A 19,533-nucleotide genomic window follows, 5' to 3' on the forward strand; every position below is an offset into this window, starting at 1 on the left:
TTTCCTCTACCCCGTCGACCGGGGGAGAGGTGTCGAGCGAAGCTCGACGGAGTGGGGGTCGACCCCTCGGCGCCGGGCGAGACGATGCTTGCGCTTCTGCGTCACAACACTAACCCTGCCTGGCCTGGATCCTGTTGTAATCGTGGATCGTCCGGCTCAGCCGGCGGCGCAGGAAGTTGGATATGTTGTCGAAAATGAAGACGACGAGCAGGATCAGCAGCACCATGTAGAAGACGTTGGCCCAGTTGGAATTGGTGCGCATCGCTTCCCACAGTTTCAGGCCGATGCCGCCGGCGCCGACGGCGCCGATGATGGTGGCGCCGCGGGTGTTGGATTCCCACTGGTAGAGCGTCTGACTGATGAAGACCGGGATCACTTCGGGCATCACGCCGTAGCGCTGCACCAGGATGCCGTTGGCGCCGGTCGAGAGCACGCCTTCGCGCGGCTTGTCGTCGATGTTCTCCAGGCCTTCCGAATAGACTTTGCCGAGGGTGCCGATCTCGGTGAAGAAAATCGCTGCACTTCCCGCCAGCGGGCCGGGGCCGAAGGCGCGGGTGAAGAACAGCGCCCAGATCAGCATGTCGACCGAGCGCATGAAGTCGAAGAAGCGCTTGAGCACCTGGCTGAGCACGCCGCTCGGCGTGATGTTGCGCGCCGCGAAGAAGGCAAGGGGGAAGGCGACGATGCCGCCGAGCAGCGTGCCGAGGAAGGCCATGACAATGGTCTGCAGCAGCTTCGTCCAGACGTCGCCGTGCTGCCACTGGGCGTTGTTCCAGACGTTGTCGCCGGCAAGAGCAAGGTTGGTGGTACCTGGTTTCAGCTCTGGTCCCGAGACGATCAGCGAGATCACTTCCCGCGCTGATTTGCCGAAGAAGGGCGAGCGCGTGTCGAAAATGAAGTTCGCCCAGCCGAGGAAGCGCTTGCGCACCTTGACGCGGTCGACAGTGACGCGCACCTCGCCGACGAAGCCCATCTTGGCCACCACCTCGTCGTCATGGGCGGTGATCCAGTCCGGTACGGCACCCGTGACCACCGGCTTGCCGCTGGTCAGCGAAACAGGCACGGTCTGGCCGTTGGCGACGATCGTCGCCTGCGTCTTGTCGAAGGTGACGGATTTTGCCGGCCCGTCGATCAGCACGGTGAAGGTGCCGTCCGGATTCCTGACCACCCAGTCGGGATTCGGGTTGTCGCCCAGCGCGGAAAAGCGCGGGTATTTGGGCGTGATCTCCGGCTGGTCGAGACGGAATTCCGGCTGCAGATCGTAGCTGATCCATTGTGTCAGGAAGAGCGGCAGGCGCTCCCAGTGCGATTCCCGCAGCACCTGCGGCAGGCTGAAGAACCACAAGGCATAGATCAGATACAGGAGAGTCCCGACGAACAGGAGCAGCGGACCAAAGCGCTTGTATGCCGGGCGCCGGAACACCTGCGGGTGGCGCGCCTCGATCGACAGAATCTCCTCGGCGGTCATGGTCGCCATGATTTACGCCCCCATCATAAAGGCTTGTTCGCCGACCAGCTTGCGACGAAGCCAGGCGGAAAACTGGTCGATGATGAAGATGGTTGTGAACAGCAGCAGCACCAGCGCCAGCGTCTTGGCGCCGAAGCCGCGCGAGATCGAGAGCTTCAGCTCTTCGCCGATGCCGCCGCCGCCAACGGCGCCGATGATGGTCGAGACGCGGACGTTGATCTCCACGCGCAGCAGCGTGTACGACATGAAGTTGGGCAACACCTGCGGCAGGCCGGCAAAGCGAACCCGCTCGAACCAGTTGGCGCCGACTGCGCGCAGGCCTTCCTCGGCTCGCATGTCGATGTTCTCGTTGATCTCGTAGAACAGCTTGCCGAGTGCGCCGATGGAATGCAGGCCGATGGCGATGATGGCGGCGATCGGACCGGTCGAGACGATGGCCGCGAACAGCCCGGCGATGACGATCTCCGGAAAGGCACGCAGCAATTCCATGAAGCGCTTGACCACCAGCCTCAGTGCCGGATGAGGCGTCAGGTTGCGCGCCGCGATGAAGGAAAAGGGCACGGCGAAGACAAAGCCGATGAAGGTCGAGACCAGCGCCACGTTCACGGTGGTCAGCATCAGCTCGACATATTCGGGGATGTAGAAACCGTCCCAGACGTAGACGCGGCCGAGCGGGAAGTTGAATTCCTGGGTGCCGGTATCATGCGGCGAGGCAATGTCGAACAGCGCCCGCCAGACGTCGTTCCAGTCCTTGGGGACCAGCCAGCTCAGGAAATCCAGAATATGCGGCAGCCGGTCGAAGAAGTGCCCGGCGTTGGCTTCGTCGGCGAACCACATGCTGGAAAGCATCGCAGCAAGCAGCAGGCCGACGCCGAGCACGGTATACAACCTGCGCAGCGACGTCTGGCGTCGCCAGGCATCGGCCATCTCGTGGGTGGCGCCGGAGGGGGCTGTCACGGAAAGGGTCATGATCGGAGATGCAAAAAGGGCGGTACTTGATGAGGTACCGCCCTTTTGCAATTTCGCCGTTAGCCGCCGATGGCTGCCTTACGGGCTTCGACGATGACGCTGTAGAAGTCCGGCTTCACCGGAACGTAGCCGGTGAAATCGCCGCCTTCGACGCCTTCGAAGCAAGCCTTGTCCTTCTTGGGCAGGTCGGTGAAGAAGGCGGCCAGCTTGGCGGTCATGTCGTCGCCGATCGCGGTGCGAACGACCAGCGGGCCATTCGGGATCAGGCCCGAGCGCCAGACTTCGACGAAGTCGTTGGGGTCGACGGCGCCCTTGGCGACTTCCTTGTGGAAGGTGCCGGAGGTGTAGCCGTTCTTGAAGTCGCCGATGCCCGAGGAATCGTCGACCGCGACATCTACCTTACCGTCACGCACGGCCAGAACGTTGTTTTCGTGGCCGCCATTGAACTGGGTCGACGCGAAGTAGGTCTCGTTCGAGGCGCCGGTGGTCTTCGGAATCTGGGTCAGCGGGATCAGATAGCCGGAGGTCGAATCCGGATCGGCATAGCCGAGCTTCTTGCCCTTGGCTGACTTGATGTCCGTGATCCCCGACGTCTTCAGCGCCAGGCCGATCGAATAGTAGCCGGTGGAGCCGTCCGTCTGCTTGGTGGTGAGGATCGGGGTAACCGCCTTCGGATCCTTGAGATAGACGCTGGCGTAGCCGGAAGCGCCGAGTTCGGCGAAGTCGAGCGTGCCGCCGAGCAGGCCCTGGATGACGCCGTCATAGTCGGCGGCCGGGAACAGCGAAACCTTCTCGAAGCCGAATTCGGCCTTCAGGTGATCGGCCAGGCACTGGTAGTTGCGCAGCCGGTCGGTTTCGTTTTCACCGCCGAGAATGCCGACGCGAAATTCCTTCATGTCGGCGGCGTGGGCCATGCTGGTGGCCATGGCGAGCACCGAAACGGCACCGAAAACCATCTTCCTGAACATTGATATCTCTCCTGTAAGTTCCGGCCCCGCGCCGGCAGCGTTCTTGATCTTGACAAGTGCCCTTGACGCGGGCGGACGATCCAGGCTGCTCGCTATTGGCCCTTACTGGGCTCAGTATCCCGGGAATGCGGGCTCGAGCGGTCCGGCGGATGCGGCGATCTTCTGCTTGAAGGCAACACTGGTGGAGGTGATGACCTCCGATATCTCGCCGCCATTGCTGTCGGCGCCATAGACAAGACGCACGGCTTGGCGGTCGAGCTCTTCGGGCGGCCCGTCGAAGACGACCTTGCCGGCGGCCATGCCGATGATGCGGTTGCAATAGGTGCGGGCGGTATCGAGCGTATGCAGATTGGTGACAACGGTGATGCCTTCGCGCAGATTGATGTCCTGCAGAGAATCCATCACCACCTTGGCGTTGAGCGGGTCGAGCGAGGCGATCGGCTCGTCGGCGAGGATCACCCTGGGCTGCTGCATCATGGCGCGGGCGATGGCGACGCGCTGCTGCTGGCCGCCCGACAGCGTGCCGGCGGGCTGAAGTGCGGTGCGGGCGATGTCGAGCCGCTCGAGCGCGGCGACCGCCTCCGCGCACTCGGCGCGCGAAAACATGCCCAGAAGATTGGACAGGGTCGAACGGTGGTTCAATTTGCCGAGCAGCACGTTGGTCAGCACATCGAGGCGCGGCACCAGGTTGAACTGCTGGAAGATCATGGCGCAGTCGCGCTGCCAGCGCCGCAGCGGCGAGCCGCGCAGCCGGGAGACCTCGGCGCCGTCAAAAAAAATCGACCCCTGGCTGGGGTCGACAAGACGGTTGATCATGCGAAGAAGAGTGGATTTGCCGGCGCCCGAACGACCGATGACGCCGACCATCTGCCCTTGCGGGATCGAGATGTTCACGTCGCTGACTGCGGTGTTCTTGCCAAATCGTCGGCTGACGCCGCGGATTTCGAGCGTGGCAGAGTTTGCTGACATGGGCTGGTTCCAGTCCGGTCCATATTGATCGTCAGGCACTCGCCTAACGCAACCACATGAACCTGCCGTGTCGCGATGATGTCAGTTTTGTTACGCTCCACAGGCGCGGCGACTGGCGCCTTGCGGGCGATCAGCCGAGCAGCAGCAATTCCTCGAAATGCTTCATGTCGCGGAACGCGCAGAAGGCGGGAGCCTTGATCTCGATCACCGGCGCCTGGCGCGCGAAAAGCGCCAGGCAACCGTCAAACAGCGCCTGCCACGCGGCGGCCCTATCATCATCAAAGCGCTGGATCTGATAGGCGAAGGTGATGTGGAAGACGTAGGTGTCGTGATCGGGATGCCGGTAGCCAAACGGCACCGCGAGCGCATCGCGCCATGCACGCATGATGCGCGCATCCTCGTCGGTCGCGCCGGCAACGGTGAGGCCGGTCGGCAGGATCTCGACAACCTTGATGTTGAAAGGGCCGAAGCCCTGGAACTCCTTCAGGCGCTCCAGATAGAGGCGGGTCATGGCGTCGATGCTGGTGTCGAGCGGCACGTCCCGCGGCCAGAAGGGCAGGCGACGGCGATATTCGATTATGCCCTGGAACAAGGTCATGTGCAGGCTGGAGACCGGCGTGAAGGCGAGACGGTCGGCATCAGGCATTGCCAGCATCTTCTCGCGGACGGCCAACACCACCGCCTCCGACGGCGAGCCGCTGACGAGGTGGCTGACCACCGTGTTGCCGGGCTCGAGGAGAAAGTTGCCCGACGCGTCGTAGCGGGTGCCGAGATGCGTTGGCGGGGGCGGATTGGAGCCGGCAAAGAATCCGGCGAGCGAGGGTCTGACGGTGTCGAGCATGGCGATCTCCTTGAAGGAGATCGCGTCCTGTCCGAGTCCTGTGTCAAGGGTGTGAAGGCCGAATCGATCCCCTGACGGAGGAATCGCCCAATCTGCTAGCAGTTGAAGCAGCCCATGTTACTAGCGACAAACAATACGAAGAGGATTACGAGCCCAGCTGCTAATAGAGCCAACCCAAAGAGCGCCGCTACGATCACCGCACCGGGACCAGCTTCTCTCCACCGGTAAATACTGCGCACCACGACCAAAAGCCCAAGCGCCGCCAGCGCAATTCCGATGCAGAGAACCACTAGCAAAGATCGCTGACCATTACCCATAGGCTATGGCTATTCGGCATTTATTGCTAGGAAATTAAGCCTTTTTTTTAATTATTCATGTTGTTACACGCGCTATCTTTCAATGGCAATTTGTTGAAGCGCCAACGGCCGTGAATATCGGTCGCGTCAGCCGTATTTCTCCAGAAACGCCTCGGCCGACAGTTTCCGGAAATCGTCGAGCGTGGCACGCAGCCTCGCATGGTCCCAGTCCCACCAGGCCAGCGCCTGATAGCGCTCAGCGGTGCGGCGGTCGAAGCGTTCGCGGATCGGCTTTGCCGGCACGCCGGCGACGATGGTGTAAGGCGCGACATCCCTGGACACGACGGCGCCGGCGCCGACCGCCGCACCATCACCGACGGTGACGCCGGGCAGGACGGTCGAGCCGTGGCCGAGCCAGGTGTCGTGGCCGATGGTGACGCGCTTGGCGCGGCGCTCGGCGAAGAATTCGCTCTCATGCTCGGCATCGTCCCAATAGTCGGAGGCGCGGTAGGTGAAGTGGTGCAGCGTCGGCCGCCAGGTCGGGTGGTTGGTCGCATTGAGGCGCACGCTGGCGGCGATGTTGGCAAACTTGCCGATCGTCGCGCACCAGATCGCGCAGTCCTGCATCATGTAGGAATAGTCGCCGAGCTCGCTTTCCGAAACCCGGCTGCGGTCGGCGATCTCGGTCCAGCGGCCGAGTGTCGAGTTGTGGACCTCCGCCGTCGGGTGGATCAGCGGCGTCTCCGATAGCTTCCTGGTCATGCGGCGATTTTTCCCGGAGCGAAGGCGGTAACGTCGATGATGCGGTCGGCCACCGCCTCGCGCACATCGTGATCGTGGAAGATGCCGAGCAGGGCGACGCCCGCCGCCTTCTTGGCGGCGATGAGTTCGATCACCACGTCGCGGTTCGTCGCGTCGAGCGATGCGGTCGGCTCGTCGAGCAGCAGGATGGGGTGCTCGGTGATGAAGCCTCGCGCGATGTTGACACGCTGCTGCTCGCCGCCCGAGAAGGTTGCCGGTGGCAGCATCCAGAGTTTTTCCGGCAGGTTGAGCTGGGCCAGCAACGCGCGTGCCTTGGCTCGGGCTGCCTCGCGCTCCTCACCGCGTTCAACCAGTGGCTCAGCGACGACGTCGAGAGCCGAGACGCGCGGCACGGTGCGCAGGAACTGGCTGACATAGCCGATCGTTTGCCGGCGTACGGCAAGCACGGTGCGCGGGCTGGCATGGGCGAGGTCGATCAGTCCGTCCTCGTGCCTGACGATGATCTGGCCTTCGTCGACGGCGTAGTTGCCGTAGAGCATCTTCAGGATCGAACTCTTGCCGGCGCCGGACGGACCACCGAGCACGGTGCATTCGCCCGCCTTGATCGAGAACGAGACACCCGCGACGACAGGGAGTTTGATGCCGTCGCGCAGATGCATGGTGAAGCTTTTGGCAACGTCGGAAACAACGAGTGGGGTCGGCATCAGAAGGTTCTCCAATCGTCAATCGTCGGCGGGACACGCGCCATCATCACACCTGCAAAATCGAGGAAACGAGCAATTGCGTGTAGGGCGCGCGCGGGTCGTCGAGGACGCGGTCGGTGAGGCCGCTTTCGACGACGCGGCCGTCCTTCATCACCATCATGCGCTGCGACAGCAGCCGCGCCACGGCGAGGTCGTGGGTGACGACGATCGCGGCAAGGCCGAGGTCCGTGACCAAGCCGCGCAAGAGATCAAGCAGGCGGGCCTGCACCGAGACATCCAGGCCGCCGGTCGGCTCATCCATGAACACCAGCCGTGGCCCGGTGACGAGATTGCGGGCGATCTGCAGCCGCTGACGCATGCCGCCGGAAAAGGCGCGCGGTTCGTCGTCGATGCGGTCTTCCTCGATCTCGACGCGCGACAGCCAGTCGACCGCGGTAGCGCGGATCTTGCCGTAGTGGCGGTCGCCGACCGCCATCAGCCGTTCGCCGACATTGGCGCCGGCCGAGACCGTCATGCGCAGGCCGTCGGCTGGGTTCTGATGGACAAAGCCCCAGTCGGTGCGCATCAGGAAGCGGCGCTCGGCCTCGCTCATGCGGTAGAGCTCGCGGAACTGGCCGTCGCGCATGCGGTAGCTGGCTGTGCCGGAGGAAGGCAGCAGCCGCGTCGACAGGCAGTTGAGCAGCGTCGTCTTGCCGGAGCCGGACTCGCCGACGACAGCCAGAACCTCGCCCGGCCACAGGTCGAAGGAGACATTGTCGCAGCCGACCCGCGAGCCATAGAACTTGGAGAGCGCCGAGACGCGCAGCAGCGGTTCGTCGGTCATTGCGCCGGCTCCATGTTTCCTGCTGCAAGATCGGTTTCGGGGGCAAGGTGGCCGCGATGGCCGTCGGCGCGCCGCTTCTCGCAATAATCGGTGTCGGAGCAGACGAACATGTGGCCGCCATGGTCGTCGAGGATGACCTCGTCGAGATAGACATTCTCGGCCGCGCACAGCGCACAGGGCTGATCGAAAGTCTGCACCTCGAACGGATGATCCTCGAAGTCGAGGCTCACCACATCGGTGAAGGGCGGCACGGCGTAGATGCGCTTTTCGCGGCCGGCGCCGAACAGCTGCAGGGCCGGCGAGCGGTGCATCTTGGGATTGTCGAATTTTGGCGTCGGCGACGGGTCCATCACATAGCGGCCCTCGATCTTGACCGGATAGGCATAGGTGGTGGCGATGCGGCCGTGCTTGGCGATGTCCTCATAGAGCTTCACATGCATGAGGCCGTATTCTTCCAGCGCATGCATTTTCCGCGTTTCGGTCTCGCGCGGCTCGAGGAAGCGCAGCGGTTCGGGGATGGGCACCTGGTAGACCAGCACCTGGCCCGCCGTGAGTGGATGTTCGGGGATGCGGTGACGGGTCTGGATGATGGTGGCGGTGGCGGTATCGGTGGTGACCGCGACGTTAGCGACTTTCTTGAAGAAGGCGCGGATCGACACGGCATTGGTGGTGTCATCGGCGCCCTGGTCGATGACCTTGAGCACATCGTCGGGGCCGATAATCGACGCGGTGACCTGCACGCCGCCAGTGCCCCAGCCATAGGGCATCGGCATTTCGCGCGAGGCGAACGGCACCTGGTAGCCCGGAATGGCGATGCCCTTGAGGATCGCGCGGCGTATCATCCGCTTGGTCTGCTCGTCGAGATAGGCGAAGTTGTAGGTGGCGATGTCTGTCGGTTGCGCAGTCATTCCGCTGCCTCCTTTTTTTCTTCCGCCTTCGCTGGATTCTCGCGTGCTTCGTACTCGGCGCGCATGCGACGTACGAGATCGAGTTCGGCCTGGAAGTCGACGTAGTGCGGCAGCTTCAGGTGCTCGACGAAGCCGGTGGCCTGGACATTGTCGGAGTGCGAGATGACGAACTCCTCGTCCTGGGCGGCGGCGACGATATCCTCGCCGAGCTCGGAGGCGCGCAAGGCGCGGTCGCAGAGCGCCATGGCCATCGCCTTGCGTTCGCTCTGGCCGAAGACGAGGCCGTAGCCGCGGGTGAATTGCGGCGGCGCCTTGGCCGAGCCCTTGAACTGATTGACCATCTGGCATTCGGTGACGCGCACCATGCCGAGCGGCACGGCGAAAGGCAGTTCGGGAACGTCGAGCTCCAGCTCGACCTCGCCGATGCGGATTTCGCCGACAAAGGGATGGTTGCGGGCATAGCCGCGCTGGGTGGAATAGCCGAGCGCCAGCAGAAAACCTTCGTCGCCGCGCGACAGTGCCTGCAGGCGGATGTCGCGCGCCATCGGGAATTCCAGCGGCTCGCGTGTGATGTCGCCGGGAACATGATCCCCAGGCATGTCGCCATCGGGCTCGATCAGGCCTTCGCGGGCAAGGATAGCCGAGACACGCGGCATCGCCTGGGCTTCCGTCTCGCGCCGCAAGGGCTCGGCGACATCGACACCGGCGGCGAGCTCGGGGTCGAGCAGGCGGTGGGTGTAGTCGAAGGTCGGGCCGAGCAACTGGCCACCGGGCAGATCCTTGTAGGTCGCCGACACACGCCGCTCGACCAGCATGGTGCTGGTGTCGATCGGTCTGGAATAGCCGAAGCGCGGCAGCGTGGTGCGGTAAGCGCGCACCAGGAAGATCGCCTCGATCATGTCGCCGCGCGCCTGAACGATGGCTAGCGCGGCCAGTTCCCTGTCATAGAGCGAGCCTTCGCTCATCACCCGGTCGACGCCGAGCGCCAGCTGTTCCACGATCTGGTCGAGGCGAAGCGGGGGCACCGAGCGGTCGCCGCGCCGGCGGTCGGCAAGCAGGCTGTGGGCGTTGGCAATGGCGGCTTCGCCACCTTTTACCGCGACATACATCTTACGCCTCCATCGTCTTGATACGCGTCGTGCGCGGCAGGCAGGCTATGCGGTCCGATGTGGCGAGGATGATGTCGACGCCGCGCGGAAAGCGCCTGATATTCTGCTTCCACTGCTCGACGAAATGGCGCGGCATCTGTGCCGGCGCGATCGTGGCGCTGGTTTCGATGCCCGGGCCTTCCAGCAGTAACGGAGTGCCTGAAACGAGGTCGCCGACCTGCAGGATCAGCGTCGTCGATCGGTCGGGATAATCCTGCGTGCCCTGCGAAAAACCGTCGAGCGCCATCATCTCGGCCGGCGTGGCAACAAACGCGAAATGCGCGTCGGCCGGCGTGTTGGCCAGCGGCGCGCCTGTGTGGAAACCAAGCCAGGACCCGATCGCGGCGGAGGCATGCAGGGGAGGGTCGAGCCAGAGCGGCGTGTCGTTGTCGCATAGCGCCAGTGCTACGGCGCCCGACGTCGCCGAGAGCGGAGCCGGTGGGCGGGCCAGGGGTGGCAAGGGGTGGACACTGCCCGGCCGCGCCATGGCATCCATGACGGCCCGAAACACGGTCTGAGCGTTGAAGACCGGATCGGCGAAACCGCCCTCGATCGATTGCGCAGCGATATCCATCAATCTTCTCCGCGAACCATGGTGAAGAAATCCACCTTCGTTGCCGCCGTCTCGGCGCGGCGTTTTTCCTGGACAGCGGCAAGCGCCGACCGCAAAGGCGCGATCAGCCTGGTCTCGACCTCGGTGCGGCGGGCAGGGTCCTGCCAGAGCGCGTCGGCTATTGCTCCCAGCTTCGCCTTCTGCTTGTCGCGGCCAAGCGCGTAGCAATGGCCGACCTGCCCGGATGGCAGCCGGACAGTGGCACGCGTGACGGTCGCCTCGCCGACATTGAAGGGCGCGCCGCCGCCGCCGATGCGGCCACGCAGCGTGACCAGGCCCGTCTCGGGACCGCGCAGAAGTTCGGCTTGCGAAGGCAGGCCGGACTCGTTCCAGAGCCGCACGATGTCGTCGCCGCTCGATTGCGCCAGCGTCGCCATGGCGGCCTTGCGCTCGGCCTGGTCGCGGCCTTCCTGTCCTCGCATCGCCAACTTCCTCTCAGCTAAATTTGTCTATTGATATAGACAACTATACAAATTATACATATTACCTAACGCGAGTCCATGACGGGTGCGTGACAGGCCGGGGGGCAAAACATGATCGGGCATGATGTGGCCGACAGCATCGAGCGGCGCAGCGGCGTCTCACTGTGGCGCCAGATCGCCGACAGGATCCTGCAGTCCATCGCCGCCGGCGATTTCGCCGAAAACGCCGCGCTGCCGCCCGAAGTCGCGCTGGCCGAGCGCTACGGCGTCAACCGTCACACCGTACGCAGCGCCATATCGGCCCTCGTGCAGGAGGGCGTGCTGCGGGCCGAGCAGGGACGCGGCACCTTCGTCCTGTCACGCAAGCGGCTGTCCTATCCGATTGGCGCGCGGACACGCTTTTCGGCTGGCCTGCAGGGGCAGACGTCGGAACGGCACATCGTGCTGCTCGCTTCGTCGGTCGAGCCCGCCAGCCAGCGCGTGGCCGAAGGCCTTGGCCTTGCCAGGGGTGCCGAGGTGATCCGGTTGGAGACACGCGGCGAGGCTGACGGACGGCCAGTGTCGCGCGCCGCTGGATGGTTCGATGCCCGGCGCTTTGCCGGCATCGACAAGGCGATGGCGCAAACCGGTTCTATCACCGCCTCGCTCGCACGTTTCGGTATCGACGATTATCTCAGGCAATCGACCGTGCTCTCGGCGCGCCATGCCGACGCCGCCGATCTCGCCGATCTCGATCTGCAGCCGGGCGCCATCGTGCTGGTCACGGTTGCGGTCAACGTCACACCCGACGGCCAGCCGATCCAGTTTTCGGAGTCGCGTTTTCCGGCCGAGCGGGTGGAGTTGAAGCTGTCGGCGCTGTAGGGCTATCCGATCTCGATCACGGCCTTGATCAGGCCCGACTTTTCATGCGCCCAGCGTGCGAGATCTCCTGGCGTATCGGCCAGCGTGGTGCGGTGGGTGACAAGCTTGGCCAACGGCACGGCACCATTGCGGATCGAGGCCGCGACATGGTCGAAGTCGGCGCGCAACGCATTGCGGCTGCCGATCAATGTCATTTCTCGCTTGTGGAACTCGGGATCGGAAAAAACAATATCGTCCTTGACGACGCTGACCAGCACCAGCGCTCCGCCATGCGCGACGTGGGCAAAGGCAGATTGAACCGATCGCGTGTTGCCGGTGGCGTCGAAGACCACGTCGAAGCCTTCGCCGTCGGTCGCATCACGCACCAGATCGGACACGGGTCCTTGCGAGCCGTCGAGAATCGAAAAGCCGAGTTCACTCGCCGCGAAGACCAGTCTTTCGGTGCTCATGTCGAGAAGTGTCACGTCCAACCCGGCAATGCGGGCGAAGATGGCGGTGCCGAGCCCGATCGGGCCAGCGCCGATGACCAGGGTGCGGGCGCCAGGCTCGGCCCGGGCGCGCCGGACGGCATGCGCGCCGATGGCCAGGAATTCGACGGCGGCGGCGTCGGCGAGCGACAGGCCGTTGGTGGGATAGAGATTCTTAGCCGGCACCAGGATCTGTTCGCACATCGCGCCGTCGCGGTGCACGCCGAGCACTTCGATCCTGACACAGCAATTGGGCTTGCCGTGCCGGCAGGCGATGCATTTACCGCAGGAAAGGTAGGGGTTGATGATCACCGGTTCGCCAAGGGCGAGGTCGACGCCTTCGCCCCGCTCGGTCACTGTGCCGGAGACTTCATGGCCCATGATGCGGGGATAGGCGAGGAAAGGGTGCTTACCCTCGAAGATATGGTAGTCGGTGCCGCAGATGCCGACATGACTGACCGCCACCAGGGCCCAGCCGGGAGGCGGGGCGCCGGGAGCCGGGTGGTCTTCGACAACAAGGTCGCCGGGCGAGCGGCAGACGACGGCTTTCATGCTTTGATCCAGTCTGTTCAAGAAATCGCCGGCCCGCGCCAGGCCGGCGATCGATTGGAATGCGTCATTTGCCGCGGCGGCGCAGTCCGTCGAAGTAGACGATGATGATGATCAGCGCGCCGGTGATGATGCGCTGCCAGAACGAGTTGACGTTGAGCAGGTTGGCGCCGTTGTTGATGGTGGCCAGGATGAAGGCGCCAAGCAGCGGCCCGTGCACCGAGCCGACCGCGCCGAACAGCGAGGTGCCGCCGATGACCGAAGAGGCGATCGCCTGCAGTTCCCAGCCCTCGGCCTGGGTCGGGTTGCCGATGCCGATGCGGGCGGCGAGCAGCACGCCGACGAAGGCCGCGCACAGGCCGGACAGCGTATAAGCCATGTAGATGGTGCGCTGGACATTGACGCCGGACAGGCGCGAGGCCTCGGCGTTGGAGCCGACCGAAAAGAGGTAGCGGCCCCAACGGCTGTGATGCAGGAAGACATAGGCGGGCACACCCACCAGGATCACCATCCAGAACAAATTGGGGATGCCGATAAAGGAATTGCGCGAGAAGGCGGTAAAGCTGTCGCTGTTGATGTTGATCGAGTTGCCGTTGGTCATCAAAAGGCCGATGCCGCGCAGCGAGGTCAGCGTCGCCAGCGTGATGATGAACGGCGGCAAGCCCATCTTGACGATGCCGAAGCCATGGAAAAGGCCGATGGCGACACCGACGAGCAAGGTGATCAGGATGGCGACCGCGATCGGAACGCCGGCATTGATCAGCATGGCGACGACGACGGTGGCGAAGCCGACCACCGCGCCGACCGACAGATCGATGCCGCCGGTGATGATGACGAAGGTCTGGCCGACCGCCATGATGGCGATCATCGAGCCCTGCCGCAGAAGATTGGCGATGTTGTTGCCCGAGGCGAAGCTTGGCGTCGCCAGGGACAGGACGATCCAGAGCAGCACCAGCAGCGCCAGCAGCGTCAGCCCGAACAGGACGTTGTAGTTGCGCTTCGGTTTTTCGGCGGGGATCGCCTCGATGCTCATGTCTGTCCTCCCAGTTTTTCTTGTTTCTCGGCGAGCGCCTGCGTGAGAATGTCCTCGTGACTGGCGGTGTGGAACCCGTGCGTGGCCACCAGCTTGCCGCGCCGGAACACGTGCAGCGTGTCGGCCAGTTCGTAGACCTCCGGCAAATAGGACGAGATCAGGATGATGCCGGCGCCCTTCGACAACAGCTCGCCGAACAGGCGATAGATCTCCGCCTTGGTGCCGACATCGACGCCGACCGTCGGTTCGTCGAAGATGAACAGCTTGGCGCCGTGCGCCAGCCATTTGCCGATGACGATCTTCTGCTGGTTGCCGCCCGAAAGGCTCGACGCCAGCGCCCCGCGCGTCGGCGTCTTGATCCTCAGGCCGGCGATCTGACGGTCGGCCTCGGCCTTCTCTTTCGCGTTCGAGATCAACAGATTGCTGGAGATGCGCTTGTAGATCGGCAAATTGAGGTTGAGGCCGACCGGCAGATTGAGGCAAAGGCCCTGGTCGCGGCGGCTTTCCGGCGCCAGTGCCATGCCGAGCTTGATAGCGTCGTGCTCGGAGTTGATCTGGACGTCCTTGCCTTCCCACAGGATCTGGCCGGCCGACTTCTTGTGACGTCCATAGAGCGAGGTGACAAACTCGCTGCGGCCGGCGCCGATCAGTCCATAGAGGCCGACGATCTCACCGGCACGCACCGTCATCGAGATGTTCTCGAAGCCTTTGCCCGACAGGTTCCTTGTTTCGACGATCGGAGCGCCCGGCGTGAAATGCTCCTTGTGATAGACCTGTTCGATAGAGCGGTTGATCATCATCTTGACCAGCTCGGCATCATTGGTCTCGGCGATATTGCGTGTGCCGACCAGCGTGCCGTCGCGCAGCACGGAAACCCGGTCGGCGAGTTCGAAGACCTCCTCCATGCGATGGCTAATGTAGATGATCGTCACGCCTTCACCCTTCAGGCGCCGGATCAGCGTGAAAAGCTGGTCGGCCTCCTTGCGGGTGAGGTAGGCCGTGGGTTCGTCGAAGATCAGGAATTTGGTGCCGCGCACCGTGGCGCGGGCAGCGGCGATCAGCTGTTGCTGGCCGATGGTGAGATCACCCAGCATGACATGCGCCGGCAGGTCGAAGCCGAGATCGTCGATGATCGTCTGCGCTTCCCTGACCATGGCGCGCTGCTGCAGGATGCCGAAACGGGAATTTTCCTCGCCAAGGAACATGTTGGCGGCGACCGTCAGGTGACGGCACAGCACGACTTCCTGGTGCACGGCATTGATGCCGAGCGCCATCGCTTCATGCGGCGTCGCCAGGGCTGCCGGCTGGCCTTCCCAGAGGACCTCGCCAGAGGTGCGCGGCATGACGCCGGTCAGGAGTTTGATGAGGGTCGATTTGCCGGCGCCGTTCTCGCCGACGATGGCGTGGATTTCGCCTGACTTGAAGGCGAGATTGACCGGCTTCAGCGCATGGGTGCCGGGGTAGCGTTTTTCCAGCCCGCGCAGTTCGAGGATGGTCCTGCCGGGTTCCAGCACGGGGGCCGGATGCAGTTCCTGCGCCGTCGGCGTCATGACAATCCTCCCAGATTGGCCTCGCGGTTGGCATTCGGCGAGGCTGCGGTCGTCTTTCAGGCGAAGGCCAAACGGGCTGATCGCCAAGCCGCTTTGGCGGCGGATGCTTCCGGGGCCTCTAGCCCCGGAAGCGGTTTTGAACGCCGGCTGCTTAAAGCTTGGGATTGAGCAGCGCGTCGATCTTGGGGTCCTTCATATTGGCCTTGGTCACCAGATTGGCGCCGGTGTCCACATTGGCCTCGACCTTTTCGCCCTTCGAGGCGGCGAGCGCGGTCTTGATGCCGTCATAGCCCATCCGGTAGGGATCCTGGACGACGAGGGCGGAAATGACGCCGTCGTTGAGGAACTTGATCAGCTTCTCGTCGCTGTCGAAGCCGACCAGCGCCAGCTTGCCGCCAAGGTTGTTCTCGGCGACGGCCTGGCCGACGCCCTGCGCCATGATCAGGTTGGAGGCGAAGATGCCCTTGAGGTTCGGATTGGCTGTGATCAGGTCGGTGGCGATGTTGAGGCCGGTGGTGGCCTGGCCGTCGGCGTATTTGTCGGCGACCAGCTTCAGGCCGGGATATTTTGCCTTGAGCTGCTCGGTGAAGCCCTGCTTGCGCTGTTCGAGCGAGCCGGCGCCGGGAGCGTTGGTGATCAGGGCGACGTCGCCCTCGATCTTGCCGCCATTGGCGGCGCCGATGGCGGCGGCAAGGCCGTCCGCGGCGACGCGTCCGCCCTGCACGTTGTCGGTGGTCAGGAACGAGGTGAAGGCCTTGGAGTCGGCGCCGGAGTCGATGCCGATGACCTTGACCTTGGCGGCCGCTTCATCGATCGGCTTGCCCAGCGCCTTGAACTCGGTGGGCGCGATCACGATTGCGGCCGGGTTGCTGGCGACGGCGTTCTCGAGGATCGAGACCTGGCCGTTGACGTCGGTCTCGGCCTGGGCGCCGAGTTCCGGCACGTTGATGCCGAGATCCTTGCCGGCCTTGCGGGCGCCGGCCAGAACGATCTGCCAGTAGAAGGACGTGGTGTCCTTGACGATGATCGGGATAGTCACATCCGCCGCCGAAACCGGTGCGGTATGCATGACGCCGGTGAGCATCGATGCTGCCGCCAGGGCCATGACGGCGCGGCGGTTGAGAATGCTGGTCACGAATTTCATAGGATCCTCCCTAAGTCGCCCGGTGAACGTTAACGGAAGCTCCGTCCGGATAGGCGTAGCCCAAACAGAACTTTATCAATAAAAAACAGTTGCACCGTTTTGATAGTGCATCGATCCAGCCGATGCAAGCGGTGTTTCAGCCAGTTCTTCCAGACAATGACTCCCCTAGCGGCGGCTTCTCCCTTGTCGCGGTCAGGCGCTCCCGTTTCCGTTCTGTAAAGCCATGGAATATTAATTCCATAGCTCAGTCAATATGGAATGTTCATTCTTCTTTGGATCGCGACATCGCGAAGGCGGGTCGCGCGCCCGTGCACATCGCGACGATGCGCTTCAATGCAGTTCCTGCACCACCGTGTAGGGACGATACCTGGCATAGTCCGTCTCCGGCACGTCGATATCGAGCAGTTCGAGGTTGCGCGTCAGGTTTGCCAATTTTGCGGTACCGGTCAGCACAGTGGCGACCGCGGGTTCGTGCAAAGGAAACTGGAACGCGGCGGCGGGCAGCGGGTAGCCACCTTCAGCGGCGATCTTCTCCATGGCATCGACACGGTCGAGAACATCGCGGCTGGCGGGCTGGTAGTCGAAATGCGCCCCTTGCACCGGCCCGGTCGCCAATATGCCTGAGTTGAAAACCCCGCCAATGACAAGCGAGGTCCGTTGCGCCCGGCACAGCGGCAGCAATTCGGCTTCCGCGCTGCGGTCGAGCAAGGAATAGCGGCTGGCGAGCAGGATGCAGTCGAGCGGCGCGCGGCGCATCACGTCGAGGCAGATCTGGACTTCATTGACGCCGAGCCCGTAGGCGGAAATCGTGCCGGCCCGCTTCAGCTCCTCGAGCGCCTTGAGGCCGCCGTCCATCAACTGGCGAAAGTGCAATTTGGTTTTCTCGACACCGTGCGTGTAAACGCCGATATCGTGGACAAACAGGATGTCTATCCTGTTTAGCCCAAGGCGCGCATAGCTGAACTCGACCGAGCGCATGATGCCGTCATAGGAATAGTCGTAGTCCAGCGCGAAGGGCAGCGGATCGACATAGGAGTGGTCTGGCACCTGATCTTCGGGCACCGGGTGAAGCAGGCGGCCGACCTTGGTCGACAACACATAGGAATCACGTGGCTTGTAGCGCAGGAAATCGCCGAAGCGCCGTTCCGACAGGCCGAAACCGTAGAAGGGCGCGGTGTCGAAATAGCGCAGGCCCGCCTCCCAGGCACCCTGCAGCGTTTCCATTGCCGCTTCGCGCGAACACGCCCGGTAGAGGCCGCCGATCGCGGCGCCTCCGAAACTGACTTCGGTGACCTCCAACGCGGTCTGGCCGATGCGGCGTTTTTCCATGCGCAACCTCCCTATCCCGGCCACTTGTCCGGCCGGGCAGTCTATCAGACATCAATCGAAATCAGAGCGTCGCGCCGAGATGCCAGGGCACGAATTCGTTGTCCCCGTAGCCAAAATCCTCGCTCTTGGTCTTGCGGCCCGAAGCCGTCTCGACGATCAGTTCGAAGATCTCCCGGCCCATGCCGGCAATGGTCTTTTCGCCGGAGGCAATGACGCCGCAATTGACGTCCATGTCCTCTTCCATCTGGTGATACATGGTCGAGTTGGTGGCGACCTTGATCGAGGGTGTCGGCCGGCAGCCGAAGCAGGAGCCGCGGCCGGTGGTGAAGACGATGACATTGGCGCCGCCCGCGACCTGACCGGTGGCAGAGACCGGGTCGTAGCCGGGCGTATCCATGAACACCAGCCCATTGCCGGTGACTTTCTCGGCGTAGCCGAAGACGCCGTTGAGCGGCGTCTGGCCGCCCTTGGCGACCGCGCCCAGCGACTTTTCCAGGATGGTGGTGAGGCCGCCGCGCTTGTTGCCGGGCGATGGGTTGTTGTCGATCGAGGCGCCATGCTTGGCGACGTGATCCTCCCACCATTTCACGTAGCCATCGAGCTTCTTGGCGACCTCGGGGCTTGCGGCGCGATAGGCGAGCAGGTGCTCGGCGCCATAGATTTCCGTCGTCTCGGAGAGGATGCCGATGCCGCCGACGCCAGCGAGGATGTCGACGGCCGCACCCAGCGCCGGATTGGCCGTGATACCCGACATGCCATCGGAGCCGCCGCATTGCAGGCCGACGACGATCTCGCTGACGGGGATCGGCTCGCGCTTCAACTGACCGACTTCCTCGGCGATCTCGGCCAGTACGCCCATCGCCTTTTCGACCGATTTGCGCGACCCGCCGGCATCCTGGATGTTGAAGTGGCGCTTGCCGGCGGCGGCACCCTTCTGGCCGTAAAGCGTGAGCTGGTTGACCTCGCAGCCGAGCCCGACCATCAGCACGCCGCCGAAATTCGGGTGGCGGGCATAGCCGGCAAGCGTGCGGTGCAGCACCATCATGCCGTCGCCGGTGCCGCTCATGCCGCAGCCCTGGCCATGGACGATGGGCACGAAGCCATCGATGCCGGGATATTTCGGCAAAAGGGTTCGGTTGGCGGTGTCGGCGATCGAATGGCAGACGGTGGCCGAGCAATTGACGCTGGCGATGATGCCGATGAAGTTACGGGTGCCGGCGCGACCGTCGGCGCGGCGATAGCCCATGAATGTCCGGGCGCGGTCCGCCTCCGTCGCATGCTCGGCCTCGCTTGGCGGCACCACAGGGAGGCGGCCGGCCTCGAAAACCAGATTGTGCGAATGGACATGCTCGCCGGGCGCGATGTCCTGCGTGGCGCGACCGATCGCCTGAGCGTATTTGACCACGGCTTCACCCGCGGCAATCGGCTTGATCGCCACCTTGTGGCCGGGCTCGATGACGGTGGCAGCGAGCGCGCCGCCCGGCAGCGCGGTACCGATCTCGATGCGCCCATTGGCAACGGCGACGTTGTCGGCGGGGGACAGAAGAATGGTATTCGAGACGTTCACGGGCGGTTTCCTGGGTGATCCTGGATGCGCGGATTGACACGCGCTTGTTAAGAGTTAATGTCTTTTATCGTGAAAAAACAGTTTTGCGTCAATTGTTTTTTCACGGCGGCTCCGCCCTGGGTAAGTGGTGGCGCTGCGGACG

19 protein-coding genes are annotated in these 19,533 nt (G+C 63.6%); 1 reads left to right on the top strand and 18 read right to left on the bottom strand.

The genetic code is table 11. The features are described 5' to 3' along the window. Window positions 1–109: 109 nt before the first annotated feature. From phnE (MESAU_RS08540) to phnG, 12 genes are all read right to left on the bottom strand, one after another. Window positions 110–1,477 carry a phosphonate ABC transporter, permease protein PhnE gene (gene phnE / locus MESAU_RS08540; protein WP_015315647.1) on the bottom strand — a complete coding sequence of 456 codons (1,368 nt, stop codon included), beginning with the start codon at window positions 1,475–1,477 and terminating at the stop codon, window positions 110–112. Window positions 1,478–1,480: 3 nt separating this feature from the next. Next, a complete protein-coding gene (gene phnE / locus MESAU_RS08545; protein WP_015315648.1) occupies window positions 1,481–2,437 on the bottom strand; it encodes a phosphonate ABC transporter, permease protein PhnE in 957 nt (318 codons plus the stop codon). Between the two features lie 59 nt (window positions 2,438–2,496). Beyond that, window positions 2,497–3,405, bottom strand: coding sequence for a phosphonate ABC transporter substrate-binding protein (gene phnD / locus MESAU_RS08550; RefSeq protein ID WP_015315649.1), 909 nt, complete (start codon window positions 3,403–3,405; stop codon window positions 2,497–2,499). Window positions 3,406–3,516: 111 nt separating this feature from the next. Further along, a complete protein-coding gene (gene phnC / locus MESAU_RS08555) occupies window positions 3,517–4,374 on the bottom strand; it encodes a phosphonate ABC transporter ATP-binding protein (RefSeq protein WP_015315650.1) in 858 nt (285 codons plus the stop codon). 130 nt (window positions 4,375–4,504) lie between these two features. Continuing rightward, window positions 4,505–5,215 carry a DUF1868 domain-containing protein gene (locus tag MESAU_RS08560; protein WP_015315651.1) on the bottom strand — a complete coding sequence of 237 codons (711 nt, stop codon included), beginning with the start codon at window positions 5,213–5,215 and terminating at the stop codon, window positions 4,505–4,507. 443 nt (window positions 5,216–5,658) lie between these two features. Next, window positions 5,659–6,273, bottom strand: coding sequence for a DapH/DapD/GlmU-related protein (locus MESAU_RS08570; protein WP_015315652.1), 615 nt, complete (start codon window positions 6,271–6,273; stop codon window positions 5,659–5,661). Further along, on the bottom strand, window positions 6,270–6,977 hold the full coding sequence (gene phnL, locus MESAU_RS08575; protein WP_015315653.1) for a phosphonate C-P lyase system protein PhnL: 708 nt from the start codon (window positions 6,975–6,977) through the stop codon (window positions 6,270–6,272). The genes MESAU_RS08570 and phnL overlap by 4 nt, the downstream gene beginning before the upstream one ends. Before the next feature lie 46 nt (window positions 6,978–7,023). Continuing rightward, window positions 7,024–7,800 (bottom strand): phosphonate C-P lyase system protein PhnK, encoded by a 777-nt coding sequence (phnK, locus tag MESAU_RS08580; RefSeq protein ID WP_015315654.1) that lies wholly within the window; start codon window positions 7,798–7,800, stop codon window positions 7,024–7,026. Beyond that, the gene (locus MESAU_RS08585; protein WP_015315655.1) at window positions 7,797–8,708 is read right to left on the bottom strand and encodes an alpha-D-ribose 1-methylphosphonate 5-phosphate C-P-lyase PhnJ; all 912 of its coding nucleotides are present in this window, start codon (window positions 8,706–8,708) and stop codon (window positions 7,797–7,799) included. The genes phnK and MESAU_RS08585 overlap by 4 nt, the downstream gene beginning before the upstream one ends. Further along, window positions 8,705–9,817, bottom strand: a complete 1,113-nt coding sequence (locus MESAU_RS08590) for a carbon-phosphorus lyase complex subunit (protein WP_015315656.1) — start codon at window positions 9,815–9,817, stop codon at window positions 8,705–8,707. The genes MESAU_RS08585 and MESAU_RS08590 overlap by 4 nt, the downstream gene beginning before the upstream one ends. 1 nt (window position 9,818) lies before the next feature. Next, entirely contained in the window at window positions 9,819–10,430 is a 612-nt protein-coding gene (gene phnH / locus MESAU_RS08595; protein WP_015315657.1) for a phosphonate C-P lyase system protein PhnH, read from the bottom strand. Next, on the bottom strand, window positions 10,430–10,891 hold the full coding sequence (gene phnG / locus MESAU_RS08600; protein ID WP_015315658.1) for a phosphonate C-P lyase system protein PhnG: 462 nt from the start codon (window positions 10,889–10,891) through the stop codon (window positions 10,430–10,432). The genes phnH and phnG overlap by 1 nt, the downstream gene beginning before the upstream one ends. Before the next feature lie 111 nt (window positions 10,892–11,002). On the opposite strand from phnG, the gene phnF reads away from it, so the two are divergent. Then, on the top strand, window positions 11,003–11,752 hold the full coding sequence (gene phnF, locus MESAU_RS08605; RefSeq protein ID WP_015315659.1) for a phosphonate metabolism transcriptional regulator PhnF: 750 nt from the start codon (window positions 11,003–11,005) through the stop codon (window positions 11,750–11,752). Window positions 11,753–11,754: 2 nt separating this feature from the next. On the opposite strand, the gene MESAU_RS08610 is transcribed toward phnF, so the two are convergent. The 6 genes from MESAU_RS08610 to MESAU_RS08635 form a co-directional block, all read right to left on the bottom strand. Beyond that, complete coding sequence (locus tag MESAU_RS08610) at window positions 11,755–12,771, bottom strand: zinc-binding alcohol dehydrogenase family protein (protein WP_015315660.1); 1,017 nt, start codon at window positions 12,769–12,771, stop codon at window positions 11,755–11,757. 64 nt (window positions 12,772–12,835) lie between these two features. Continuing rightward, on the bottom strand, window positions 12,836–13,801 hold the full coding sequence (locus MESAU_RS08615; protein ID WP_015315661.1) for an ABC transporter permease: 966 nt from the start codon (window positions 13,799–13,801) through the stop codon (window positions 12,836–12,838). Next, window positions 13,798–15,351 (bottom strand): sugar ABC transporter ATP-binding protein, encoded by a 1,554-nt coding sequence (locus MESAU_RS08620; protein WP_015315662.1) that lies wholly within the window; start codon window positions 15,349–15,351, stop codon window positions 13,798–13,800. The genes MESAU_RS08615 and MESAU_RS08620 overlap by 4 nt, the downstream gene beginning before the upstream one ends. 151 nt (window positions 15,352–15,502) lie before the next feature. Next, window positions 15,503–16,495 (bottom strand): ABC transporter substrate-binding protein, encoded by a 993-nt coding sequence (locus MESAU_RS08625; RefSeq protein ID WP_015315663.1) that lies wholly within the window; start codon window positions 16,493–16,495, stop codon window positions 15,503–15,505. A gap of 330 nt (window positions 16,496–16,825) precedes the next feature. Further along, a complete protein-coding gene (locus MESAU_RS08630) occupies window positions 16,826–17,824 on the bottom strand; it encodes an aldo/keto reductase (RefSeq protein WP_015315664.1) in 999 nt (332 codons plus the stop codon). A 61-nt stretch (window positions 17,825–17,885) separates the two neighbouring features. After that, window positions 17,886–19,391, bottom strand: a complete 1,506-nt coding sequence (locus MESAU_RS08635; RefSeq protein ID WP_015315665.1) for a UxaA family hydrolase — start codon at window positions 19,389–19,391, stop codon at window positions 17,886–17,888. Between the last annotated feature and the right edge of the window lie 142 nt (window positions 19,392–19,533).

Origin of the sequence: Mesorhizobium australicum WSM2073 (genome assembly GCF_000230995.2) — a bacterium.
Lineage (GTDB): Bacteria > Pseudomonadota > Alphaproteobacteria > Rhizobiales > Rhizobiaceae > Mesorhizobium > Mesorhizobium australicum.